Source organism: Pseudomonas sp. B21-021 (assembly GCF_024749205.1).
In the GTDB taxonomy this organism is placed as follows: Bacteria; Pseudomonadota; Gammaproteobacteria; order Pseudomonadales; family Pseudomonadaceae; genus Aquipseudomonas; species Aquipseudomonas paraglycinae.
The window spans coordinates 1,969,840-1,991,911 of sequence record NZ_CP087192.1 but is presented as its reverse complement, the minus strand read 5'-3'; the positions used below and the strand labels follow the sequence as shown (position 1 = coordinate 1,991,911).

The window sequence follows — 22,072 nt, the reverse complement described above, 5'->3', positions numbered from 1 at the left end:
GCACAGTCATCGTGGCCCGAACATCAGGAGCCTGCCGGAATGCGTACGAGTCTCTCCAATAACAACATCGCGCTGAATCTGCCCGCCTCTTCACCCCTCGACCACAGCGTGCCCGGTGATGGCATCGCCGAACCGCTGCAACTGAGCCCGCGTCTGCACAACAGTGACCTCGCGCCGACCAAGGCCGAAGGACGGCGTTGGGGCAAATACAGCATCTTTGCCCTGTGGACCAACGATGTGCACAACATCGCCAACTACTCGTTTGCCATCGGTCTGTACGCCCTGGGCCTGGGTGGCTGGCAGATTCTGCTGTCGCTGGGGATCGGCGCGGCGCTGGTGTACTTCTTCATGAACCTGTCCGGTTACATGGGGCAGAAAACCGGCGTGCCGTTTCCGGTAATCAGCCGGATCAGTTTCGGCATTCACGGGGCACAGATTCCTGCATTGATCCGGGCGGTGATCGCCATCGCCTGGTTCGGCATTCAGACGTACCTGGCGTCGGTGGTGTTTCGCGTGTTGCTCACGGCGATCCATCCCGGTTTCGCCGACTACGATCACAACTCGATCCTCGGCCTGTCGAGCCTGGGCTGGGTGTGTTTCGTGGCGATCTGGTTCGTGCAACTGGCGATCCTCGCCTACGGCATGGAAATGGTCCGCCGCTACGAAGCCTTCGCCGGGCCGGTGATTCTACTGACCGTCGCCTGCCTCGCCGCGTGGATGTACACCCAGGCCAACGCGACCATCGCCTGGTCAATCCGCGAACCGCTGACCGGCGGCGAGATGTGGCGCAACATCTTTGCCGGCGGCGCCTTGTGGCTGGCGATCTACGGCACGCTAATCCTCAATTTCTGCGATTTCGCCCGCTCTTCACCGTGCCGCAAGACGATCAAGATCGGAAACTTCTGGGGCCTGCCGGTCAATATTCTGGTGTTCGCCGGGATCACCGTCCTGCTGTGCGGTGCGCAATTTCAGATCAACAACCGGATCATCGAAAGCCCGACCGAGATCATCGCCTCGATCCCCAACACGTTCTTTCTGGTGCTCGGTTGCCTGGCGTTCCTGATCGTCACCGTGGCGGTGAACATCATGGCCAACTTCGTCGCCCCGGCCTTCGTACTCAGCAACCTGGCGCCGAAATACCTGACCTTCCGCCGCGCCGGGCTGATCAGCGCAACGATTGCGGTGCTGATCCTGCCGTGGAACCTCTACAACAGCCCGCTGGTGATCGTGTACTTCCTGTCCGGCCTCGGCGCCCTGCTCGGCCCGTTGTACGGCGTGATCATGGTCGACTACTGGCTGATCCGCAAAGGCCGGATCCACGTGCCGCAGCTGTACAGCGAAAACCCGAACGGCGCGTATTACTACAGCCGCGGGGTCAATCTGCGGGCGGTGGCGGCGTTCATTCCGGCCGCGCTGATCGCGATCGTTCTGGCGCTGGTGCCGGGCTTCCACAGCGTTTCGCCCTTCTCCTGGCTGATCGGCGCCGGCATTGCCGGGATGCTCTACCTGATCATCGCCAAACGCCAGCCGCACTACGCCGATGTCGACGGTGAAGCCATCGCCGTCGACAACGTCAGCCACTGAATCTTTTGGCGGCCCTTCGCGGGGCCGCAGAACCAACCGTAATAAGGACTTCCCATGCGAATTCTCGTGGTCAACGTCAACACCACCGAATCCATCACCCAGGCCATCGCCCGCTCGGCGCAGGCTGTCGCCTCCCCCGGCACCGAGATTGTCGGCCTGACGCCGCACTTCGGCGCCGATTCAGTCGAGGGCAATTTCGAAAGTTACCTGGCCGCCATCGCCGTGATGGACCGGGTGATGTCCTACGACCAGCCGTTCGACGCGGTGATCCAGGCCGGCTACGGCGAACACGGTCGCGAAGGTTTGCAGGAATTGCTCAACGTGCCAGTGGTGGACATCACCGATGCGGCGGCCAGCACCGCGATGTTTCTTGGCCACGCCTATTCGGTGGTCACCACGCTGGATCGCACCGTGCCGTTGATCGAGGATCGGCTGAAACTTTCCGGCCTGTGGGATCGCTGCGCCTCGGTGCGCGCCAGTGGTCTGGCGGTTCTGGAACTGGAACATGAACCGCTGCGCGCTCTGGAAGCCATCGTGCATCAGGCGGAACTGGCGGTGACTCAGGATAAAGCCGAAGTGATCTGCCTTGGTTGCGGCGGCATGGCCGGACTCGACGAGAAGATCCGTCAGCGCACCGGAGTGCCGGTGGTGGACGGCGTCACAGCGGCCGTGACCATCGCCGAATCGCTGGTGCGACTGGGCCTGTCGACGTCCAAGGTGCGGACTTACGCGACGCCACGCCCGAAAACCATCATCGGCTGGCCAGCACGTTTTGCGCGTTGAACCGTTCGGCGAGGCCCAGGGTTGAAAACTGCTCGATGACGAAATCGACGAACGCCCGGGTCTTGCCCGGCAGCAATTTGTGTTCGGCGTAATAGATGGAGATGTTGCCGTCGTCGACGTACCAGTCGGGCAAGACTCGCTGCAAAGTCCCCGCCTCCAGGTAGCCGACCGCGAACGGCATGCTCACCAACGCAATCCCCAACCCCTGCGCCGCCGTGGCGCAGGCGGCTTCGGAATCGCTCATGGTCATTCGGGCCTTGAGGGTCAGCGGGCTGTGTTGCCGGGTGCGATGCGTCAACTGCCAGGAGCGCACGCGACCGGTCTGTGGTGAGCGGATCAGGATGCCGTCGTGCAGCTTGAGGTCGTCTGGCTCGCTGATCGGCGCGTGCCGATCCAGATAATCCGCAGAAGCCACCAACACCCGATGCGCTGGCGTCAGCCTGCGCGCCACTACGCCCTGGGGCAGTTCGAAGCCGCCGCCAATCGCCGCATCGAAACCTTGGCCGATCAGATCGACCTGGCGGTTATCGAAGTGCCAGTCCGGGTTGATCGCCGGAAACCTTGTCAGGAATTCCCCCAGCAACGGCACGATGTACAAACGGCCGAACACCGTGCCCATGCTGACTTTCAGCGTACCGGCCGGTTGGCCGCCGGCACTGGCCAGATTGTTCACAGCGTTCTGGATGGTGGTCAGGCTGCCGCTGACCTCACTCAGAAACAATTGCCCCGCTTCCGTCAGGGTCAACCGACGGGTGCTACGCTGGAACAGCCTCACGCCGAGGCGCGCTTCCAGTTTCGCCACACTCTTACCCACGGCGGCCGGCGTCAGGCTCAGGCGTCGCGCGGCCTCGGCAAAGCTGCCGACTTCGGCGCTGCGCACGAAGCATTCGATACTGCTGAAGGTTTCCATGGCCACCACTCTAAACTTTTGGTTTACACAGACTATAGCAACCACGGTCTACCCGCCTATTGGCGAGGGGCAGATACTCGACACCACACCAAGGCAGCCTGCCTTGAAACTTCTGGAGATCGAACATGACCACTCAACACCTCAGCGGTAAAGTCGCTCTGATTCAAGGCGGCTCTCGCGGCATCGGTGCCGCCATCGTCAAACGCCTGGCCGCTGAAGGCGCCGCGGTTGCCTTTACCTACGTCAGCTCCGCCGCCAAGGCTGAGGAACTGCAAAACAGCATCACCGCCACCGGCGGCAAAGCCCTGGCGATCAAGGCTGACAGCGCCGACGCCAGCGCCATCCGCAACGCGGTGAACGCCACTGTCGAAACCTTTGGCCGCCTCGACATCCTGGTCAACAACGCCGGCGTGCTGGCCGTCGCGCCGCTGGAAGACTTCAAACTGGAAGACTTCGACCAGACCCTGGCAATCAACGTGCGCAGCGTGTTCATCGCCAGCCAGGAAGCCGCCAAACACATGGGCGAAGGCTCGCGCATCATCAACATCGGCAGCACCAACGCCGACCGCATGCCCTTCGCCGGTGGCGGCGTGTATGCGATGAGCAAGTCCGCACTGGTCGGCCTGACCAAAGGCCTGGCCCGCGACCTCGGCCCACGCGGCATCACCATCAACAACGTGCAGCCCGGCCCGGTCGACACCGACATGAACCCGGCTCATGGCGAGTTCGCGGACAGCCTGATCCCGCTGATGGCGGTGGGTCGCTACGGTAAAGCCGAGGAAATCGCCAGCTTCGTGGCTTACCTTGCAAGCCCGGAGGCCGGTTACATCACTGGTGCGAGCCTGACCATCGATGGTGGTTTCGGCGCCTGATTGATCAGATAGTCGATAACGAAAAACGCCGCCCCTCCTTTAACAGAGGGGCGGCGTTTTTTTGTTCGTGATTTGATCAGGCCCAGTCCAGCGCTGGCAATCCGCATGCACTCGGCGTGAACGCTTTCAATGTGCGAAGAATCCCGTCGGCGTGTGCGTACTTTTCATCGGCCATCGCGGCATCGGGAATGGCGATGGCGGTCATGCCGGCCGCTTTCGCCGCCGTCACACCGAATGGAGAGTCTTCGAACACCAGGCAATCTTCCGGCGATACACCCAGGCGGCGCGCGGCGGTGAGGAAGATGTCCGGCGCCGGTTTGGCCGCGCCGACTTCCGGGTCGTCAGCGGTGACGATGAAGTCGAACAGTGCAAACCAATCGCGGTGCAACGTGGTTTTCTGCCCGAACGACTGACGGGACGAACTGGTGCCGACCGCAATCGGAATGTTGTGCGCCTTGAGGTGACGGATCAGTTCCTCGGCGCCCGGCATCGCTTGCGCAGTGGGAAAACGCTCGCGCATCAGCGGCTCGCGGATCACCAGAAATTCTTCGGCAGTGATCGGCAGGTCCAGCGCTTCAACCACATAACGCGCCAGATCGCCGGCGCCACGGCCGATGATGTTCTGCTTGATGCTCCAGTCGAAAGTGCGCCCGTAACGCTCGGCAATCAGCGAGGTGACCTCGGTGTAGATGCCCTCGGTGTCCAGCAGCAAACCGTCCATATCGAAAATCACGGCCTTGATCGGGCCGAACGCCTTCAGCGGTGCATTCATCATCGGATCCGTTATCAAAGACATCCCGGGCGGCGCGGGTAGCGCCGCTGCTTGGATCTGATTAAAGGGTTCAGCAGCATAACGAGCGCGGCCAAGGTTGAGCAACGGGCAATGTCGGTTGTCCGCCGAACGCCCTCCCGCACATTTAGAGAATCGCCCTACAGACATCGCCTACTCGGCTGACTTCTTTCCTGTTTGATCCCCCGCAAAGTTTCGCGCCATTCCCCTGATGCGCGCGAGTGACTGCGAATGCTTCCATCTGACCAACTCCTGAAACTGAACAACAGCATTGGTTTGCTGGTGGTCGCTGCGCTGAACCCTGATCAGCCCGACGTCGAAAAGCTGTTTAAGGAGTTTCGCCTCTGTCTCAACAACTATGACGCCTGGGCCGAGCAGTTCTGGACGGGCACCGCGCTGGGTGTCGAGCAAGTGTTCCAGGTCGGCAACGATGTCAGGCTCAGTGCGCCGGTCGCCAGCCGCAAACCCATCAGTTCCTCTGTCGCCATGTGTTCCGCTACCGGCTCCCTGACGCTGGTGCACATGTTCGAAGCCGCGCGGTTTGTGCCGATCGGCGACACGCCGGTGATCCTTGAACCGGTCATTTCCGATGTCGACGGTGTTCTGGATTTCGGCGAACCGCTGCGCTACACCATCGGCCCCAGCGGCATTCTCAAGGTCGACGATTGCGACCGGGGCCAGCGTTATCGCATCACCTTCTTTCCCGATGTTTCCACCGACCACGTTAAAGCCTTGTATGCCTCCTACCAGGGCTTGATCGATGGTCTGGAGAAATGGTTGCGTGCGGAATGGACCGAGCTCCACCCGCAATGGACCGAGTTTTCCAGTGCCGGCTTCCTGGAGCGTTTCGGCCAACTGCAAGAGGCTGACTGGCACGGTTTCGAATCCGCGCTGAATGGCGTCTGGGATGACGTGAAGCAGCTGTTTGCCCTGCTCGCCGATTTGCAGGCCAACAGCGAAAAGCTTCTGCAGTACCTGTCCAGCGCTGAACTGGATGCCTTGCTCGAGGCGTCCAGCGAAGCCATTGCCAATGGCCTGCTGATGCTCGGCGATGAGCCGTTGCTGTTCATTTATCTGGCGGCCTTTACCAGTTGGCTGAAAATGTTGCCGCCGCAGTATCTGGCCGAGGTAGTGGCTGAGGTTCGGGCCGAGCTGCTGGTCAGTTTTCTGCTGATGTGTGTGTCGGGTGGCATGGGTGTGCCGCTGCGGTTGAGCACCAAGGTACTGGGCAAGATCAAGTCGCCGCGTGCGCGGGAATGGCTGGCGGCTTCGGCGTTGCGGCTGGCAGCGGTGACCTCGGCGCCTGACCTGACCCGGCATGCGAGCGCTTTGAAACCGCTGATGGTCAATGCAGGTCCGGCACCGTTGCGGCCGACACCGGCCATTCCGCTGGAGGTTCGCACGGGGGATGCGCTGGTGCTGACAGTGCCCAATCCGGCGGCCGTTGCGCGTGAAAAGTCCCACGGCATGACGCGAATGGAACGGCATGAGCCTCGGGATGAGGCTTCGGATCAGGCGAAAAATCCCAACGGTGACAGTGCCGATTGTGCGCCGCTGACCTGCACCAATGGGTGTCCGGTGTCGATGGTCACCGGTGAGGAGCTGCTGACGCTGACTGACGGCGTGCTCGATGGGCTGCTGCCGTTTGAGTTCAGCCGGTTGTACCGCACCAGTGCAGCCGAGATTGATGTCGGGTTGGGGTTTGGCTGGAGTCACTCGCTGGCGCATCGGCTGGAGGTTGATGGCGCTGCGGTGGTCTGGGTTGACCATGAGAACCGGCGGACGCGGTTTCCGTTGCCGAGCGTTGAGCGGCCGGCGATTCACAACAGCTTGTCGCGGGCGGCGATCTTTCTCGGGGATGAGCCGGAGGAGTTGATCGTTGCGCTGGCGGGTGAGGCGGCGCGGTTTTATCACTTTCGGGCTGGGCGTCTGACGGCTGTTAGCGATGCCTACGGCAATCGTCTGACGGTGCATCGGGATCTTTCCGACCGGATTCAGCGCCTTGATAACGGCGCCGGGCGTTCCTTGTTGCTGCGCTATGAGCGGGCGCATCTGGTCGCGGTCGATTATCAGGTTTTTCGGGAGTCTGCCTGGCGTACCGAGCAGACGCTGGCCAGTTATCGCTTCGATGCTCGCCATCGATTGATCGAGGCGTCGAACGCGGTTGGCGAGACTGAGCGTTACGACTACGACGACCGGCACGTCATCCTGCAACGGCAGCTGAGCGGCGGCGCGAGCTTTTTCTGGGAGTGGGAACGGGCCGGCAAGGCGGCGCGCTGCGTGCGGCACTGGGCGTCGTTTTCGCAGATGGATACGCGTTACGTCTGGGATGACGCCGGCCGTGTCACGGTGCAGTACGTCGATGGGACTGAAGAGACTTACGTCCACGACGACACGGCGCGGTTGGTGCGTCAGGTCGCCGCCGACGGGGGTGAGCAGCTCAAGGCCTACGATTCGGCGGGCCGGCTGGTCGCCGAGCAGGATGCGCTGGGCGCGGTTACCGAGTACCACTATGACGACGTCGGACGGCTGATCGCGCTGATTCCGCCGGACGATGCGCCGACGTCCTACGAGTACCGCAATGGTTTCCTGCACAGCCGTTCGCGTGGCGATGCGGTGTGGACGTACCGGCGCAATGCCCAGGGTGACATCACCGAAGCGGTCGATCCGGACGGCCACGTCACCCATTACCACTACGACGCGCAGGGGCGGTTGCAGTCGATCCGTTATCCGGATTCGGGCCGGCACGTGTTCGTGTGGAACGACCTGGGCCAGTTGGTCGAGGAAAGTCTGCCGGACGGTGGGGTTCGCAAGTTTTCCTACGACGCTTTGGGGCGGCGGATTACGGCGCAGGACGAGCATGGTGCCATCACCCGCCACGCGTGGGACGCTGTTGGCCGGCTGATCCAGACCACCTCGCCGAATGGCGCCACCCGCGCCTGGTCCTACAGCGCCTACGGCCAGATCACCGCCGAACGCGATGAACTGGGGCGCATCACCCGCTACGAGTATGACGACGACCTGCACCTGGTCAGCCGGCGGATCAATCCCGACGGCACCCGGCTGCAATACCGCTACGATCATGCGCAGCTGCTGCTGACGGAAATCGAGAACGAGTCCGGCGACAAGTACCGGCTGGACTACACGCCCACCGGACTGATCCGACAGGAAACCGGCTTCGATGGCCGGCGCACCGCCTACGCCTACGACCGCAACGGCCACCTGCTGGAAAAGATCGAGTACGGCGATGACGGCTCGACGCTGGTTACCGCTTATGAGCGCGACAGCGCCGGGCGATTGCTGCTCAAGACCCTGCCGGACGGGGTCGAGGTCAGCTACCGCTATGACCGTCTCGGTCGACTGGTCGGCGTGGATGACGGCCAGGATCACCCGCTGGCCTTCGAATACGACCTGCAGGACCGGCTGGTGCGCGAGCATCAGGGCTGGGGCACCTTGCGTTACGCCTACGACGCCTGCGGCCAGCTCACTCGCATGCGTCTGCCGGACAACAGCAAGCTCGACTACCACTACGCCAAGGGCGGCGTGCTGACCGCGATGGACCTCAACGGCGCCTTGCTCACTCGCCACGTCTACCAGAACGGCCGCGAACAGCAACGCCAGCAAGGGCTGCTGCTCAGCGAATACGCCTACGACGAACAGGGCCGGTTAAGCGCCCACGCCGTAGGCCATCAACGCAGTGCACTGTACCGCCGCGACTTTGCCTACAGCGCCAACGGCAACCTCGAACACATCGCCGACACCCGCCACGGCCAGCGCAACTACACGTACGACGCCCTCGACCGGCTGATCCGCGTACGCCACACCCGCGACGATGTGCCGGAAAACTTCGCCCACGACCCGGCCGGCAACCTGCTGATGCAGGACCGTCCAGGCCCGACACAGATCAAAGGCAATCGCCTGCTGATGCAGGGCGATCGTCATTACGACTACGACGCCTTCGGCAACCTGATCCGCGAACGCCGCGGCCGCGCGCAAACCCTCGTCACCGAATACCGCTACGACAGCCAGCACCGCCTGATCGGCCTGAGCCGTCCCGACGGCACCAGCGCCACCTATCAGTACGACGCCTTCGGCCGGCGCATCCGCAAAACCGTCGACGGCCAGGCCACCGAGTTCTTCTGGCAAGGCGACCATCTGATCACCGAAAGCAGCAAAGAACAGCACCGCAGCTTCATCTACGAACCCGGCACCTTCCGCCCATTGGCCATGCTCGACGGCAAAGGCCCGAAACGCGCCTGCCCGTTCTACTACCAACTCGACCACCTCGGTACCCCGCAGGAACTGACCGACTACAGCGGCGACATCGTCTGGTCAGCCAAATACAGCGCCTACGGCAAAGTCACCTCACTGGAGCTCGCGACCGAAGACTACCTGAACCAGCCGCTGCGCTTTCAGGGGCAGTACTTCGATGACGAAAGCGGGCTGCATTACAACCGGCACCGGTATTACGACCCGGACGTGGGACGGTACCTGACGCCGGATCCGGTGAAGCTGGCGGGTGGGTTGAATCAGTACCGGTACGTGCCGAATCCGACGGGGTGGGTGGATCCGTTGGGGTTGACGTCCAACTGTCCGCCCAAAAATGGAAAATCAGTTGCTTGTTCAGATTTCGGTGAGGTTGAGCTTCCGGATGTTTCCAGACGCGGCGCTTTCAGACAGGCAAAAGCTGATGCAGGGATTCCGAAAGGTCAACAGCCAGACGTACAGTTTGACGAGGTCAGTGGCAAACCAGGTCAGTTTATTTACATCAACATGACCGATATAAACGGCAAAAGCATCTTGAACGACTCCGGCATACCCATTAGAACTAGACAGTACATGTACACTCGACAGGATGGTTTCAAGCTAATATTGCAAGATCACTCTGCTGGACATAAATTCGGCGACGCTAGGAAAATTGGAGATCAAGGACCACACTTCAACATACGTCCCGCAGCCAACCCAAGAACTGGAAAAGTCAAAAATACAGACGAGCACTATCCTTTCAGGAAATAACCATGAAGCACTGGACCGATATAGCAGAAAGCACTTTTTTCAACATGATTTTCAGCTCCCCAATAGCCATCGGAGAGATAAAACTTTTTATCTTAAATATCGACAACAATTACTCGACCGTCACCTTAGGTTTCGACATACCTGAAATCCCGGACACCCCTCCGAAAAAATGGGAAAAAATGGGATTTAACGCTTGCCGTATAGGAATAACATGCAGCGAAATAGAGGATTTGGCATTACACAATCTACCTACAAACAAAAACCTGAGATTAACCATCAAAAATACTGGGTCACGATTTAGAGTTTCGGCCATTTCTGACGACTCATCGATATACTTCACGACAGCTTTTATAAGCCTTCGCGAACCTACGGTTTATCTGTCCAGCATTCCATTCCATGAAACATGATGAATAATCTTAAGACCTGACATTCGAACCTCCATCGCGATAGCTTTTACTTGCAAGACTTACTATTTGTTATCAAGAGATATGTGCAATTACTTTATTTAGTTTCAGATCAGAGTGCCCAAGTCGATTACCAAAATCTAAACGAACAACAGACGAAAATTAATGCAGGAGAATTGATGCATGCACCCCATCACTCATCATCATCAAAATCCTCATACTCAAGCTCCTCCTCACCCTCCAAAAGCGGAACCGTCGCATCATCCATCAGCGATCCCGGATCTTCATTCCCCGGATCATTGATAAACGGCAATCCGCTCGGGCCTTTTTCTTCCTTGCCTTCGGTTTCGGGAGTCATGGCGCACCTCGTCAATGGCATTCGTATAGGACGTTCGAAAAGTATGGTCGCCATTCGTTCCTGCGCATGACGCGCAGGCACAAAAAACCCGGCATAAGCCGGGTTTCCGTAGAACCGATCACTCAACGATGACGGTTCTTGTGTTTGTTCTTGTGCTTGTGGCCGCCCCCGGAGTGCGACTTGCCGCCATCGTCACCCAGGTTATTGCCGACCGCACCACCCGCTGCGCCGCCCAACCCTGCGCCGATAGTCGAACCGGTAGAGCCGCCGAGGCTGTTGCCGACCACTGAACCGCCTGCGGCGCCGAGGCCACCGCCAATGGCGGCTTCCGTGCGATTGCGTTTGTTCGCGCCGACCGCGCTGCCGGCCGCACCACCAACACCAGCACCCACCGCAGCACCGGTGCTGCCGCCGAGCTGGCCGCCGACCACATTGCCCAGCGCGCCACCCAATCCACCACCCACGGCGGCCGTGCCATCACCGGCGGCCATGGCGCCTTGGGCCACGAACAATCCCAAAACCAATGCGGATAATGTCAATCGCATACAGACCTCACAGGTCCCGAGTCGGGACGGTACGCCCGCGGAGGGGGCTATGTGGTATTGGAGGCGTATCCGGGAAAAACGTTCAGCAACGAAAAAGCCCGGCATAAAGCCGGGCCTTTTCAGTCACGCGTTGGCAATCAGTGACGCTTGTGACCCTTGGACAGATTGCTGCCCACTGCGCCTCCGGCTGCGCCGCCCAGACCAGCACCGATGGTGGCGCCAGTCTTGCCTCCCAGGCTGTTACCGATCACCGAACCACCTGCCGCGCCGACGCCGCCGCCGATGGCCGCTTTGGTGCGAGCACCTTTCTTGGCAGCCAATGCGCTGCCGGCAGCACCCGCTACACCAGCACCAATCGCGGCACCGGTGCTGCCGCCCATTTTCTGGCCAACCACGTTACCCAGCGCACCGCCCAGGCCGCCGCCCAGTGCGGCGGTACCGTCGCCAGCCATTGCACCTTGAGCAACCAGAAGCCCCAGAACCAGAGCAGGCAGAGTTAAACGCATGACGAAAAACCTCAACAGAAGGAATAAAAAAGGGCGCAGATTGAATGCTGTTGTCGCGGCAATGTCCAGCGTTGCAGCGCACTTGGCGCCGATTGGACAGCGAATACGGAAAAGGTTTTATGACGGGCAAAAAAAAGCCCGCTGGGGAGACGGGCTGGAGACTTGCTTTCTAACGGATGGCTTCACCCTACTCAGCCGGGTGTGAAAAGTTTGTGAAAGAAACCGGACGAATCTGCAATTTCTGTAGGACGCTTCTCAAAAAATAGAAACAAAAAACCCCGCTCAATGGCGGGGCTGTGTGGCATCCGGATTACTTCCTGGAACGTGTCGTCACCTTGGGCAGAAATTTTGCTTTAGGCCCCTTGGGTGCTGCCGACTTGATCTTGCCGGTCTGCACCGGGTCCTCGCCGAAGCCGGCCTGATACTCCGTCTGGCCACAGCGCACGCAATTGTTGAATGGAAATTCAGCCCCGTCGTCTTCGATGTACGGATCAGTCATCTCTTCACCCCTTTTCAAATGCGGGCCGACACCGGCAAACCCTTTTGCCTGAAAAAATATCGACCTCCAAGGCTTTTGAGACTAGCCGGTCATTCCTGGACTTGTGGTTCAGATCACCCGAAGCCCGACGAATGGCCTACGGAAATTAAACACATTAAGGAACCGTTGGTCCCACGCGGCTAAAGATTTGCGGCGACCGGCCGCTGCCCTTTTTCCTACGCAATGAATCTCAAGGAGAGAACATGGAAATCAAAGGATTCCCGACACTGCCTGTTGTAAAGCTCACGGATGAACAGATCGCCGCCGGCAAGGCCGGGGCGGAGAAACTCAAGGAAAAGATCGCTTCGGGTGAAATCGTCATCAAGCAGCCGACCGGACCGAGTCCGTTGCAGCCTGGCGTCATCTACCATCCAGACCCGGTTCAGCCAGTTCAACCGGGTGATACTCCCCCTCTCGTCGCGATCGATACGCCGCTGACCTACGACTCGAAAGGCACCATCCTGCTCAAACCACAGGGCTGATTGTCAGCAACGAGCCCATTCCGTTGAATGGGCTCACAAGCCTCAGCGCAACTTGACCGCCGTACCGGTCGCAAACACCACAACCATGCCACCTTTCCCAGCCGGCATGCTGATCTCGAAATCCACCCCGACCACCGCATCCGCCTGCAAGGCCCGCGCGCGCTCCTTGATCTCGTCAGTCGCCTGAACCCGCGCCTCCTTCAACGCCCGCTCCAGTGTCTGCGAACGCCCGCCGAAAAAGTCCCGCATGCCCGCGAACATATCGCGAATCACATTCACGCCCTGCACCGACTCGGCACTGACGATGTCCAGATACGCCGTAATCTGCCGGCCTTCGATGGATTGGGTGGTGGAAATGATCATGGAGGTCGTCCTTTTACATGCCAGAAAAACCGCGATTGTAATGCCCTGGCAAAAAGAAGCCGAACCGATCTCTGTGACCAAAAAAATCCGGACGCCAGAATGCACAAAACCCCTGGTTTCTTTCGAAACCAGGGGTTTTGTTTACATCGAATTTGGCGGTGAAGGAGAGATTCGAACTCTCGATACAGTTTCCTGTATACACACTTTCCAGGCGTGCTCCTTAAGCCACTCGGACACTTCACCGTATCTCTTCAAACATGTTCTGTCTGTCGAGGCGCGCTAATGTAGTCGAAAGCTTTTCTGATGGCAAACTTTTTTTCAGAATTTTCATGCGGTTAAGAGAAAAAGTCGCTTCCACCTTCTAGGGGCCATGGCAATCCGGCCAATCTTGGGTGGGCGCGGCCCTTCTATATAGGTGCGCAGGCGTCAGGCGCGGGGCGTGTTGCAGCGCATCGGCCGGTAAACGGTGACTGGCGGGTCAGTCACAGTGCTTTACCTGACCGGCGACGGTGGGTAACGTCTGCCCATCTTTCTTATAAGGAATTGCGCCATGAGCGACCTGATTGCCTACCACCTCGAAGACGGTATCGCGACCCTGACCCTGAGCAACGGCAAGGTCAACGCCATTTCCCCGGACGTGATCGCGGCCTTCAACGCGGCGCTGGATCAGGCGGTGGCGGATCGTGCCATTGTGATCATCACCGGTCAGCCGGGCATTCTCTCTGGCGGCTACGACCTGAAAGTGATGACCGCTGGCCCTAAAGAAGCCGTTTCCCTGGTGACCGCCGGTTCGACCCTGGCTCGTCGCCTGCTGTCGCACCCGTTCCCGGTGATCGTTGCTTGCCCGGGGCATGCCGTGGCCAAGGGCGCGTTCATTCTGTTGTCCGCCGATTACCGGATCGGTGTCGACGGCCCGTTCAGCATTGGTCTGAACGAAGTGCAGATCGGCATGACCATGCACCACGCCGGCATCGAGCTGGCTCGTGATCGTCTGCGTCGTTCGGCCTTCCATCGCTCGGTGATCAACGGCGAGATGTTTGATCCGCAAAGCGCGGTGGATGCCGGCTTCCTCGATAAAGTGGTTGCGGCCGAAGAACTGCAAGGCGCCGCCCTTGCCGCCGCGCGTCAGTTGAAGAAGATCAACATGACCGCACACAAAAACACCAAGCTGAAAGTGCGCAAGGCGCTGCTGGAAACCCTGGACAACGCCATCATCCAGGATCAGGAGCATCTGGGCTGATACCCGGCTCGCACCGCTTCAGAAAAGCCCGACCGTCGTGTCGGGCTTTTTCTTGCACGCCCCGTTGAAAACTCCGCAGCAGCTCTAGGACGCCTCTGACCAACAAGTCGGAAACATGCGCTTAAACATCGCCCATCTCCGGACTCTATAGCGGCAATTGCCGAAAACAGTGCACATCCGTACACTGCGCCACCTTTTGTCCCGATGGGCCTAAAAATGCTGTTTGTGTTTCGTATGTTATTGATGGGCCTGCACTTTATTCTGGCGGGGATCCTCGGAGTGATCCTCGGGCTGTGCCGCCCGTTCAATCCGGACAATAGTCGCCTGTGCGCCCGTCTCTATGCACTGCCAGCGATGTGTATTTTGCGTCTGCGAGTGAAGGCCGAGGTCGGCCCGTTGATGAACAAGCCCGACAGCTGCGTGATCATCGCCAACCATCAGTCCAACTACGACCTGTTCGTGTTCGGCAACGTGGTGCCGCGTCGGACGGTGTGCATCGGCAAAAAGAGCCTGAAGTGGGTGCCGCTGTTCGGGCAGTTGTTCTGGCTGGCGGGCAACGTGTTGATCGATCGTGGGAACGCGCACAAGGCGCGCCAGTCGATGCTGACCACCACCGACACCTTGCAGCACAAAGACACCTCGATCTGGGTGTTCCCGGAAGGCACCCGCAACCTGGGTGAGGAATTGCTGCCGTTCAAGAAAGGCGCGTTCCAGATGGCCATTGCCGCCGGGGTGCCGATCGTTCCGGTGTGTGTCAGCAGCTACATCAAGCACATGCGCCTGAACCGCTGGCACAGCGGGAAAATCCTCATACGCTCGCTGCCGGCAATTCCTACCGCCGGCCTGACCATGGACGACATGCCCATGCTCATCACCCAGTGCCGCGAGCAGATGCGCGAATGCATCGATGCGATGGATCGGCAACTGCAAGCCGCGTGAAAAAGAAGCCCGCCCTGTGCGGGTTTTCTTTTGCCCGGTGAACTGTGCAGATTTCACTGACTCTCAAGCAGCGACACGGCTAAGCTGAAGCCATGTCTCCCCTGCCATCTGCCAAGAAGAAGTGAATCACCACCATGGGTCGAGTTGTTGCTGCTGCGGTTTACAGCGCCGGTAAGAAAGTCACCAATATTTCCCTCGACGAAGGCGCGGCCTGGGCCGCCAAGACCGGCCACTTCGTCTGGATCGGCCTCGAAGAGCCGAACGCCCAGGAACTCTCCAACCTGCAACGCCAGTTCAACCTGCACGAACTGGCCATTGAAGATGCCCTGGAAAAGCACAGCCGGCCGAAACTGGAAACCTTCGGCGACGCGCTGTTTATCGTCACCTACTCGCCGGTGCGCGAACACGGCATCCTGCAATTCATCGAAACCCACATCTTCGCCGGCAAGGGCTACATCATCACCGCCCGCAACGGCCACTCGGCGTCCTACGCCCATGTCCGTCAACGCTGTGAGGCGCGGCCGCTGTTGCTCGAACACGGGGAAGATTTCGTACTGTATGCGCTGCTGGATTTCGTGATCGAAAACTATCAGCCGGTGGGCGAAGCGATCCATGCCGAGATCGATGAGCTGGAACGCAACGTGTTGTGCAGCGCACTGAATGAACACGACATCCAGAAGCTGCACGGCCTGCGTCGCGACGTCCTGCGCCTGCGCCGTTACGCCGCTCCCATGGTGGAAATCAGCGAGGAACTGCAGAAGCTGAGCTTCCCCTTCATCGACAAGAACATGCGCCCTTACTTTCGCGACGTGCAGATCCACGTGAATCGGCAGATGGAAGATCTGACCACCCTGGCCGACATCGCCAGCCAGACCATCGAAATCGGCGTGTTGCTGGAGGCGTCACGGCAAAGCGTGGTGCAGCGCAAATTCGCGGCATGGGCGGCGATTCTGGCGTTCCCGACGGCGGTAGCGGGGATTTACGGGATGAACTTCCAGAACATGCCGGAGCTGAGCTGGCACTACGGCTATTTCGGCGTGCTGGGCTTTATCACGGTCGGCTGCGTGAGCCTGTGGGCGAGCTTCAAGAAATCGGGCTGGCTGTAAGAAAAAACGCCCCCGTGCAAAACACGAGGGCATCTGGATTCAAGCAGCGGTCGGCTTGTGCGCCACGAAACGCATCATCCATTCCGCAACGGTGGTGCCGTGGTGCTGATGCTCCAGGCTGGCCACGCCCTTGCTATACACCTGCTCGCCCAGCGCTTCCTGACGCAGATCCAGCAGCGCTCGCGAATAGTCGTGGATGAATTCCGGATGACCCTGGAAGCACAGCACTTGATCGTTGATGTGGTACGCGGCGAACGGGCAGAAATCGCTGGAAGCAATCACCGTGGCGTTCTCCGGCAGCGCCGTCACCTGATCCTGGTGGCTGATCAACAGCGTCAGCTCCTCGCGCACCGGGCTCATCCACGGTGCCTTGGCCGCCAGTTTGTAGTTGTGAATGCCGACACCCCAGCCTTGCGTGGCGCGCTCGCTCTTGCCGCCCAGCAGCAGCGCCAGCAGTTGATGGCCGAAGCACACGCCGAGCAGTTTGTCGCCGCGCTCATAGCGGTTCAGCAGGTATTGCTTGAGGGTCTGGATCCACGGGTCGGTACCGAACGAGTCGGCCTTGCTGCCGGTGACAAGATACGCATCGAAGGTCAGGTCATCACTCGGATAATCGCCCTGCATCACGTTGTACACCGTGAACTCGGCGGCGATCGGCTGTTGCGAGAACAGGCGCTGGAACATCTGCCCGTAACCCTGATATTCATCGACCAGTTCCGGACGCAGGATGTCGGTTTCCAGAATGCAGATGCGTAGCGACATAAAAAATACCTGACACGTGATGGGAATAATGCACACCCCAGAGCCTGCCTTGAAACCACCCGGCAAGGCAAGCCCCGAAATGCGTCCCCGCCCCGTTAGAACAACTCGCCCTTCGCGGCTTTTTCCAGCAGCAGCGCAGGCGGTGTGAAACGCTCGCCGTACTGTTCAGCCAGGTACTGTGCCCGCGCGACAAAGTCCTTCACGCCATATTGATTGATGAACTGCAACGCACCGCCCGTCCAGGCCGCAAAACCGATGCCGAAGATCGAGCCGACGTTGGCGTCCGCCGTCGACGTCAGCACGCCCTCCTCCACACAACGCACGGTTTCGATGGCCTGCACGAACAGCAGTCGATCACGCACATCCTTCGGCGATATCTGCCCGTCGGCTTTCTCGAAACGGGTTTTCAGCTCGGGCCACAGATGCTTCTGCCCACCCGCCGGGTACTCATAAAAACCGCCTCCCGCTGCCTTGCCCGGCCGCTTGTATTCGTTGAGCAACAAGTCAATCACGGCGAACGCCGGGTGCTCAATCAGCGGTTTCCCTTCTGCTTGAAGGTCTTTGGCCGTTTGCTGACGGATATGGCTCATCAGGCTGAGGGAAACTTCGTCAGAGATCGCCAGCGGCCCGACAGGCATACCGGCCTTGCGCGCTTCGGTCTCGATCATCGGCGCACTGACGCCCTCACCCAGCATCGCAATGCCTTCATTGGTGAAGGTGCCGAACACCCGCGACGTGAAGAAGCCGCGACTGTCGTTGACCACGATCGGAGTTTTCTTGATTTGCAGTACGAAATCGAACCCGCGTGCGAGGGTTTCGTCGCTGGTTTGCGCGCCCTTGATGATTTCCACCAGCGGCATCTTTTCCACCGGGCTGAAGAAGTGCAGGCCGATGAACTTGCTTTGATCCGGTACTGCGGTCGCCAAGCCAGTGATGGGCAAGGTCGACGTGTTGGAAGCAATCACCGCGTCGGCGCCAACCACCTGTTGCGCTGCTGCCGAGACCTTGGCCTTGAGTTGACGATCCTCGAACACCGCCTCGATGATCAGATCGCAGCCTGCCAGATCGGCATCGCTTTCGGTCGGGTGGATACGCGCCAGCACCGCTTCACGCTGCTGCGCAGACATTTGCCCGCGAGCAACTTTCTTGTCCAGCAGCGCCGCCGAATACGCCTTGCCCTTTTCCGCAGCCGCAAGGTTGATGTCCTTGAGCACCACGTCGATCCCGGCCACTGCGCTGACATAGGCGATCCCGGCGCCCATCATGCCGGCGCCGAGGACGCCCACGCGTTTCGTCCCATAAGGCGCAAAACCCTGCGGCCGCGAACCGCCGGCATTGATTTCATTGAGTTGGAACCAGAACGTACCGATCAGGTTTTTCGAGATCTGGCCGGTGGTCAGTTCGGTGAAGTAGCGGGTTTCGATCAGGTGCGCCGTGTCGAAATCCACCTGCGCGCCTTCCACCGCCGCACACAGAATCTTCTCCGGCGCCGGCAACGTGCCCTGGGTTTTGGTGCGCAGGATCGACGGCGCAATCGCCAGCATCTGCGCGACTTTCGGATTGGATGGCGTGCCGCCGGGAATCTGATATCCCTTCACATCCCAACGCTGCACGGCCGCAGGATTGGCCAGAATCCAGGCCCGGGCCTTGGCCAGCAGCTCATCGCGATCCGCCGCCAGTTCATCGATCAAACCCGCTTGCAACGCCTGCTGCGGACGGACTTTCTTGCCTTCGAGCAGATACGGCAAAGCCTTTTCGATGCCCAGCATGCGCACCATGCGCACCACGCCACCGCCACCCGGCAACAGGCCGAGGGTCACTTCCGGCAAACCGAGCTGCACCGACGCATCGTCCAGCGCCACGCGATGGTGGCAGGCCAGGCAGATTTCCCAGCCGCCGCCGAGCGCCGCGCCGTTGATCGCCGCGACCACCGGTTTGCCGAGGGTTTCCAAAGTGCGCAATTGACCCTTGAGGGTCAGCACCATGTCGTAGAACGCCTTGGCTTCGGGCTTGCCGACCTTGATCAGTTCATTCAGGTCGCCGCCGGCGAAGAAGGTTTTCTTGGCCGAAGTGATGATCACCCCGGCGATGTCATCTTTTTCCGCCTGCAATCGGGCGACGCTTTCGGCCATGGCCTCGCGGTACACCGCGTTCATGGTGTTGGCGCTCTGGCCCGGCATGTCGATGGTCAGGAGAACGATGCCGTCCTGGCCTTTTTCGTAACGAATGGCTTGGGTCATGACAGGATTCCTTGGGGTCAAAGGCGTTCGATGATGGTGGCGATGCCCATGCCGCCGCCGACGCACAGCGTCGCGAGGCCGTAGCGCAGGCGCCGGGCTTCCAGTTCATCGAGCAAGGTGCCGAGAATCGCGCAACCGGTGGCGCCCAGCGGGTGGCCCATGGCGATCGAGCCGCCATTGACGTTGACCTTGTCCGGGTCGACGGCCATGTCCTTGATGAACTTCAGCACCACCGAGGCGAACGCCTCGTTGACTTCAAACAGGTCGATGTCTTCCACCCGCAGCCCGGCCTTGGCCAGCGCCTTGCGACTGGCCGGCGCCGGGCCGGTGAGCATGATGGTCGGGTCGGTGCTGGTGACCGCCGTGGCGACAATCCGCGCCCGGGGTTGCAGGCCCAACGCACGCCCCTTGGCTTCGGAGCCGATCAGCATCAGTGCCGCGCCGTCGACAATCCCCGAGCTGTTGCCCGGCGTGTGCACATGATTGATTCGCTCGACATGGCTGTAGACCCGCAACGCCGTGGCGTCGAAGCCCATCTGGCCGATCATCTCGAAACTCGGCTTGAGCTTGCCCAGGCCTTCAAGGGTCGACTCGGCGCGAATGAATTCATCGTGATCGAGCAGGATGATGCCGTTCTGATCCTGCACCGGCACCAGCGACTTGCTGAACGAACCGTCGGCCCTGGCGCGAGCGGCTTTCTGCTGCGAGTGCAGCGCGTAGGCATCGACGTCCTGCCGGCTGAAGCCTTCAAGGGTGGCGATCAGGTCGGCGCCGACGCCTTGTGGTGTGAAGTGGCTGTGCAGATTGGTTTGCGGATCCAGCGCCCAGGCGCCGCCGTCGCTGCCCATCGGCACACGGGACATGGATTCGACGCCGCCGACCACCACCAGGTCTTCGAACCCGGAGCGCACTTTCATCGCACCCAGGTTCACCGCTTCCAGCCCCGAGGCGCAGAACCGGTTGATCTGCACGCCGGCGACACTGACGTCCCAATCGGCCACCTGCACGGCGGTCTTGGCGATGTCCGAGCCCTGATCGCCAATCGGCGTGACACAACCGAGCACCACGTCATCGACCTGGCTGGTGTCCAGCGCGGTGCGCGCCTGCAAAGCGGTCAGCAGCCCGGCCATCAGGTTCACCGGCTTGACGCTGTGCAGCGATCCGTCGGCCTTGCCCTTGCCACGGGGCGTGCGTAACGCGTCGAAAATCAAAGCTTGGGTCATGACGTCCTCGAACCTGTGCGGTGAGTGAAATTCGTGCTGTCACTGTTGTCTTCGCAGGCCATGGATTCAATGACCGCAGCGCTCAATGACGTTGACGCGCACGCTCAGACGGACGGTCATCCGTGTCTTGGTTAACCGGTTCAGGTGCGCGAGCTGTCTAGCAAACGGGCGGCAAAGAAGCTGGCAATGGGCCTCATGCCTTTTTAATCGCGACAGGTAGCAAATACATACGAAATGGATCTAAGCCAAGCGTGACGCGGGCCCTAAGGTGAAGATGTACGTCGTTGTCGTCGGGTTTTGCCGAGACAGGCGTTCGCTACAGGAAGTGCAGCGCTTGCCGTCATGGATATGCAGGCAGGCATCAGGAAATAACAAAAAAGGCGGTCAAGCCATGTTCAAACAACCGAAAGTACGGCAAGCAGGGCTCATTCTTTTCGCCACGACGCTGTTGTTGATTCTGCCGAACCTGACCAAGGTCATCGGCTGATTCAAGCGGCAGGTATTGTTTATCGCCACTGAAAATGTGACTGGCCCGCTACCCGGGCCAGCGTGGCTGTGCCAACCTTTGCGCACTTCCACGACACGGACGGCGATCACTTGAAAACGCTCATTCTGTTCGGGGCCATGCTGCTGAGCATGCCCCTGTCTGCCGCGCAGCTGAACCTGGAGCTGGGCGCGAACAGCCGCACCTGGCAGACCGACGAGTTGCTCAAGCATCCTCAGGTACAAACCCTCACGATCAAGAATGACGTGTCCTACAAGAAGGACATGACTTATCGCGCCGTGCCGATGGCCGCGCTGCTGACCGGCATCAAACCGGACGATCACCTGCAAGCCGTGGCGCTGGACGGCTTTGCCGCCGAGCTGTCCGCCGCACCGCTACTGAACAACAAGGGTTCACGCGCCTGGCTCGCCATCGAGGATCCGGCGCAGCCCTGGCCGCCGCTGTCGGAAGGCAAGCACAGCGCCGGGCCGTTCTATCTGGTGTGGACCGATCCGCAGGCCGGCAATATCAGCCCGGAACAATGGCCGTTCGAAGTGGCGAGCATCAAGCGCATGGCGCCGGTGGCCGAGCGCTTCCCTGCCCTGTTGCCGGATCCTGCGTTGAAGGCCGATGACCGGGTGAATCAGGGGTTTGCGCTGTTCCAGAAGAACTGTCTGGCGTGCCATCGCCTGAATGGCGCGGGCGATGCGCAGTTCGGTCCGGACCTGAATATTCCCTACAACCCGACCGAGTACTTCGGCGCGGACTTCCTCAAGCGCTATATCCGCGATCCGCAGAGTCTGCGTCAGTGGCCGCAAGCGAAGATGCCGGGGTTTTCCGCCGAAGTGTTGCCGGATGCGGATCTACAGAAACTGATCGGGTATTTGCAGCACATGGCCGGGCGCAAGGTTACGCCGGCCAAGTAAA

At 60.2% G+C, this 22,072-nt stretch carries 20 protein-coding genes and 1 tRNA gene; 10 read left to right on the top strand and 11 right to left on the bottom strand.

The annotated features are described in order from the left end of the window. Positions 1 to 39 precede the first annotated feature (39 nt). Positions 40 to 1,584, top strand: coding sequence for an NCS1 family nucleobase:cation symporter-1 (locus tag LOY31_RS09015; RefSeq protein WP_258713123.1), 1,545 nt, complete (start codon positions 40 to 42; stop codon positions 1,582 to 1,584). Between the two features lie 54 nt (positions 1,585 to 1,638). Next, a complete protein-coding gene (locus LOY31_RS09010; RefSeq protein WP_258713122.1) occupies positions 1,639 to 2,367 on the top strand; it encodes an aspartate/glutamate racemase family protein in 729 nt (242 codons plus the stop codon). On the opposite strand, the gene LOY31_RS09005 is transcribed toward LOY31_RS09010, so the two are convergent. Then, complete coding sequence (locus tag LOY31_RS09005) at positions 2,336 to 3,277, bottom strand: LysR family transcriptional regulator (protein WP_258713121.1); 942 nt, start codon at positions 3,275 to 3,277, stop codon at positions 2,336 to 2,338. The two genes, LOY31_RS09010 and LOY31_RS09005, sit on opposite strands and share 32 nt — an antisense overlap. Before the next feature lie 125 nt (positions 3,278 to 3,402). On the opposite strand from LOY31_RS09005, the gene LOY31_RS09000 reads away from it, so the two are divergent. Next, positions 3,403 to 4,149 carry a 3-oxoacyl-ACP reductase family protein gene (locus tag LOY31_RS09000; RefSeq protein ID WP_085609054.1) on the top strand — a complete coding sequence of 249 codons (747 nt, stop codon included), beginning with the start codon at positions 3,403 to 3,405 and terminating at the stop codon, positions 4,147 to 4,149. Between the two features lie 76 nt (positions 4,150 to 4,225). Here LOY31_RS09000 and LOY31_RS08995 read toward each other — a convergent pair whose 3' ends face one another. Further along, a complete protein-coding gene (locus LOY31_RS08995) occupies positions 4,226 to 4,921 on the bottom strand; it encodes an HAD-IA family hydrolase (RefSeq protein WP_085609055.1) in 696 nt (231 codons plus the stop codon). Positions 4,922 to 5,170: 249 nt separating this feature from the next. Between LOY31_RS08995 and LOY31_RS08990 the strand changes: the two genes are divergently transcribed. Together LOY31_RS08990 and LOY31_RS08985 are read left to right on the top strand one after the other, a co-directional pair. Then, positions 5,171 to 9,955 carry an RHS repeat-associated core domain-containing protein gene (locus LOY31_RS08990; RefSeq protein WP_258713120.1) on the top strand — a complete coding sequence of 1,595 codons (4,785 nt, stop codon included), beginning with the start codon at positions 5,171 to 5,173 and terminating at the stop codon, positions 9,953 to 9,955. A 2-nt stretch (positions 9,956 to 9,957) separates the two neighbouring features. Then, complete coding sequence (locus LOY31_RS08985) at positions 9,958 to 10,362, top strand: Imm50 family immunity protein (RefSeq protein ID WP_221532962.1); 405 nt, start codon at positions 9,958 to 9,960, stop codon at positions 10,360 to 10,362. 190 nt (positions 10,363 to 10,552) lie between these two features. Here LOY31_RS08985 and LOY31_RS08980 read toward each other — a convergent pair whose 3' ends face one another. The 4 genes from LOY31_RS08980 to LOY31_RS08965 all read right to left on the bottom strand — a co-directional run bounded on the left by LOY31_RS08980 (position 10,553) and on the right by LOY31_RS08965 (position 12,267). Then, positions 10,553 to 10,717 carry a hypothetical protein gene (locus LOY31_RS08980; RefSeq protein ID WP_007952178.1) on the bottom strand — a complete coding sequence of 55 codons (165 nt, stop codon included), beginning with the start codon at positions 10,715 to 10,717 and terminating at the stop codon, positions 10,553 to 10,555. Positions 10,718 to 10,839: 122 nt separating this feature from the next. After that, positions 10,840 to 11,262 (bottom strand): glycine zipper domain-containing protein, encoded by a 423-nt coding sequence (locus LOY31_RS08975; protein WP_007952177.1) that lies wholly within the window; start codon positions 11,260 to 11,262, stop codon positions 10,840 to 10,842. 137 nt (positions 11,263 to 11,399) lie between these two features. Further along, complete coding sequence (locus LOY31_RS08970) at positions 11,400 to 11,768, bottom strand: glycine zipper domain-containing protein (protein WP_039769955.1); 369 nt, start codon at positions 11,766 to 11,768, stop codon at positions 11,400 to 11,402. Between the two features lie 310 nt (positions 11,769 to 12,078). Further along, entirely contained in the window at positions 12,079 to 12,267 is a 189-nt protein-coding gene (locus tag LOY31_RS08965) for a hypothetical protein (protein ID WP_007952174.1), read from the bottom strand. Between the two features lie 242 nt (positions 12,268 to 12,509). Here LOY31_RS08965 and LOY31_RS08960 point away from each other — a divergent pair, with 242 nt between their 5' ends. Beyond that, a complete protein-coding gene (locus LOY31_RS08960) occupies positions 12,510 to 12,788 on the top strand; it encodes a hypothetical protein (RefSeq protein WP_064594653.1) in 279 nt (92 codons plus the stop codon). A 42-nt stretch (positions 12,789 to 12,830) separates the two neighbouring features. Here the strand turns inward: LOY31_RS08960 and LOY31_RS08955 are convergent, their stop codons facing one another. Both LOY31_RS08955 and LOY31_RS08950 read right to left on the bottom strand, forming a co-directional pair. Beyond that, positions 12,831 to 13,151 (bottom strand): YbjQ family protein, encoded by a 321-nt coding sequence (locus LOY31_RS08955; RefSeq protein ID WP_064594651.1) that lies wholly within the window; start codon positions 13,149 to 13,151, stop codon positions 12,831 to 12,833. Positions 13,152 to 13,304: 153 nt separating this feature from the next. After that, positions 13,305 to 13,394, bottom strand: a tRNA-Ser gene (locus LOY31_RS08950). A gap of 307 nt (positions 13,395 to 13,701) precedes the next feature. Here LOY31_RS08950 and LOY31_RS08945 point away from each other — a divergent pair. From LOY31_RS08945 to LOY31_RS08935, 3 genes are all read left to right on the top strand, one after another. Further along, positions 13,702 to 14,391, top strand: coding sequence for a crotonase/enoyl-CoA hydratase family protein (locus LOY31_RS08945; protein WP_011333225.1), 690 nt, complete (start codon positions 13,702 to 13,704; stop codon positions 14,389 to 14,391). Positions 14,392 to 14,607: 216 nt separating this feature from the next. Then, positions 14,608 to 15,330, top strand: a complete 723-nt coding sequence (locus tag LOY31_RS08940; RefSeq protein WP_179692160.1) for a 1-acylglycerol-3-phosphate O-acyltransferase — start codon at positions 14,608 to 14,610, stop codon at positions 15,328 to 15,330. Between the two features lie 134 nt (positions 15,331 to 15,464). Then, positions 15,465 to 16,436: a magnesium and cobalt transport protein CorA gene (locus LOY31_RS08935; protein ID WP_258713119.1), complete on the top strand. Its 972-nt coding sequence runs from the start codon at positions 15,465 to 15,467 to the stop codon at positions 16,434 to 16,436. A gap of 39 nt (positions 16,437 to 16,475) precedes the next feature. Here LOY31_RS08935 and LOY31_RS08930 read toward each other — a convergent pair whose 3' ends face one another. The 3 genes from LOY31_RS08930 to LOY31_RS08920 all read right to left on the bottom strand — a co-directional run bounded on the left by LOY31_RS08930 (position 16,476) and on the right by LOY31_RS08920 (position 20,661). After that, entirely contained in the window at positions 16,476 to 17,198 is a 723-nt protein-coding gene (locus LOY31_RS08930; protein WP_085608794.1) for an amidotransferase, read from the bottom strand. A 95-nt stretch (positions 17,199 to 17,293) separates the two neighbouring features. After that, the gene (locus LOY31_RS08925) at positions 17,294 to 19,438 is read right to left on the bottom strand and encodes a 3-hydroxyacyl-CoA dehydrogenase NAD-binding domain-containing protein (protein WP_258713118.1); all 2,145 of its coding nucleotides are present in this window, start codon (positions 19,436 to 19,438) and stop codon (positions 17,294 to 17,296) included. 17 nt (positions 19,439 to 19,455) lie between these two features. Next, the gene (locus LOY31_RS08920) at positions 19,456 to 20,661 is read right to left on the bottom strand and encodes an acetyl-CoA C-acetyltransferase (protein WP_258713117.1); all 1,206 of its coding nucleotides are present in this window, start codon (positions 20,659 to 20,661) and stop codon (positions 19,456 to 19,458) included. A 624-nt stretch (positions 20,662 to 21,285) separates the two neighbouring features. On the opposite strand from LOY31_RS08920, the gene LOY31_RS08915 reads away from it, so the two are divergent. Further along, positions 21,286 to 22,071, top strand: a complete 786-nt coding sequence (locus LOY31_RS08915; RefSeq protein ID WP_221533022.1) for a cytochrome c — start codon at positions 21,286 to 21,288, stop codon at positions 22,069 to 22,071. Position 22,072 lies beyond the last annotated feature (1 nt).

Bases quoted from the DNA above. Each gene is read 5' to 3' on its own strand.
- LOY31_RS09015 (WP_258713123.1), top strand. From the start codon at position 40: ATGCGTACGAGTCTCTCCAATAACAACATCGCGCTGAATCTGCCCGCC.
- LOY31_RS09010 (WP_258713122.1), top strand. From the start codon at position 1,639: ATGCGAATTCTCGTGGTCAACGTCAACACCACCGAATCCATCACCCAG.
- LOY31_RS09005 (WP_258713121.1), bottom strand. From the start codon at position 3,277: ATGGAAACCTTCAGCAGTATCGAATGCTTCGTGCGCAGCGCCGAAGTC.
- LOY31_RS09000 (WP_085609054.1), top strand. From the start codon at position 3,403: ATGACCACTCAACACCTCAGCGGTAAAGTCGCTCTGATTCAAGGCGGC.
- LOY31_RS08995 (WP_085609055.1), bottom strand. From the start codon at position 4,921: ATGAATGCACCGCTGAAGGCGTTCGGCCCGATCAAGGCCGTGATTTTC.
- LOY31_RS08990 (WP_258713120.1), top strand. From the start codon at position 5,171: ATGCTTCCATCTGACCAACTCCTGAAACTGAACAACAGCATTGGTTTG.
- LOY31_RS08985 (WP_221532962.1), top strand. From the start codon at position 9,958: ATGAAGCACTGGACCGATATAGCAGAAAGCACTTTTTTCAACATGATT.
- LOY31_RS08980 (WP_007952178.1), bottom strand. From the start codon at position 10,717: ATGACTCCCGAAACCGAAGGCAAGGAAGAAAAAGGCCCGAGCGGATTG.
- LOY31_RS08975 (WP_007952177.1), bottom strand. From the start codon at position 11,262: ATGCGATTGACATTATCCGCATTGGTTTTGGGATTGTTCGTGGCCCAA.
- LOY31_RS08970 (WP_039769955.1), bottom strand. From the start codon at position 11,768: ATGCGTTTAACTCTGCCTGCTCTGGTTCTGGGGCTTCTGGTTGCTCAA.
- LOY31_RS08965 (WP_007952174.1), bottom strand. From the start codon at position 12,267: ATGACTGATCCGTACATCGAAGACGACGGGGCTGAATTTCCATTCAAC.
- LOY31_RS08960 (WP_064594653.1), top strand. From the start codon at position 12,510: ATGGAAATCAAAGGATTCCCGACACTGCCTGTTGTAAAGCTCACGGAT.
- LOY31_RS08955 (WP_064594651.1), bottom strand. From the start codon at position 13,151: ATGATCATTTCCACCACCCAATCCATCGAAGGCCGGCAGATTACGGCG.
- LOY31_RS08945 (WP_011333225.1), top strand. From the start codon at position 13,702: ATGAGCGACCTGATTGCCTACCACCTCGAAGACGGTATCGCGACCCTG.
- LOY31_RS08940 (WP_179692160.1), top strand. From the start codon at position 14,608: ATGCTGTTTGTGTTTCGTATGTTATTGATGGGCCTGCACTTTATTCTG.
- LOY31_RS08935 (WP_258713119.1), top strand. From the start codon at position 15,465: ATGGGTCGAGTTGTTGCTGCTGCGGTTTACAGCGCCGGTAAGAAAGTC.
- LOY31_RS08930 (WP_085608794.1), bottom strand. From the start codon at position 17,198: ATGTCGCTACGCATCTGCATTCTGGAAACCGACATCCTGCGTCCGGAA.
- LOY31_RS08925 (WP_258713118.1), bottom strand. From the start codon at position 19,438: ATGACCCAAGCCATTCGTTACGAAAAAGGCCAGGACGGCATCGTTCTC.
- LOY31_RS08920 (WP_258713117.1), bottom strand. From the start codon at position 20,661: ATGACCCAAGCTTTGATTTTCGACGCGTTACGCACGCCCCGTGGCAAG.
- LOY31_RS08915 (WP_221533022.1), top strand. From the start codon at position 21,286: ATGCTGCTGAGCATGCCCCTGTCTGCCGCGCAGCTGAACCTGGAGCTG.